The organism is Mycobacterium sp. NGS67, assembly GCF_059812185.1.
Genome location: NZ_JCALCF010000087.1, coordinates 1 through 532 on the forward strand (window position 1 = coordinate 1; position 532 = coordinate 532).

At 68.6% G+C, this 532-nt stretch carries 1 pseudogene; it reads left to right on the forward strand.

From position 1 onward, the window contains the following. A pseudogene (locus AC5Y4D_RS27345) lies at positions 1-532 on the forward strand (hypothetical protein); the annotation flags it as partial.

Here is a 532-nt window from a genome sequence, read left to right on the forward strand (position 1 = left end):
GGCGATGCTGGGTTACCACGGTGGTGCTTCGGCGGCTGCGGCGGCGCTGACCCCGTTCACCAAGTTGCCGTTGGGTTCGTTGGCCGGTGCGGGCGGTTTCGTCAAGGCTGCGGTGGCGGAGTTGTCGGGCCTGGCCGCCGGTGTAAACGGTGGCCTCAAAGGCGCAGTCAGCGTGCGGCTGAGCAGCCTGCTGGGTGGGTTCAATCTCGCCGGGGTGCTGCGCGGTCTGCAGTTGGGTACCGGCGGTCTGGCGAACCTGCGGCTGCATGAGTTGGGCGGCATCGGTACCGGCGGACCGGCTGCGGCCGGGGGTTGGGGATCGTTCGGACGTAACGGCTGGGGTTCGGGTCTGTGGGGTCGCTTCGGCGGGTCGGGTGCTGGCCTGCAGGCGTTTGTCGCGAGCCTGTCCGGTTCGGGCGGGCTGAACAGCCTGCTCAACAGCGCAACCGTCACGACCGCCCTGACCGGTGTGCTGAGCAGCCCGAGTGTGACCAGTTTGCTCAGCAGCCCGACCGTGAGCAACCTGCTCAAC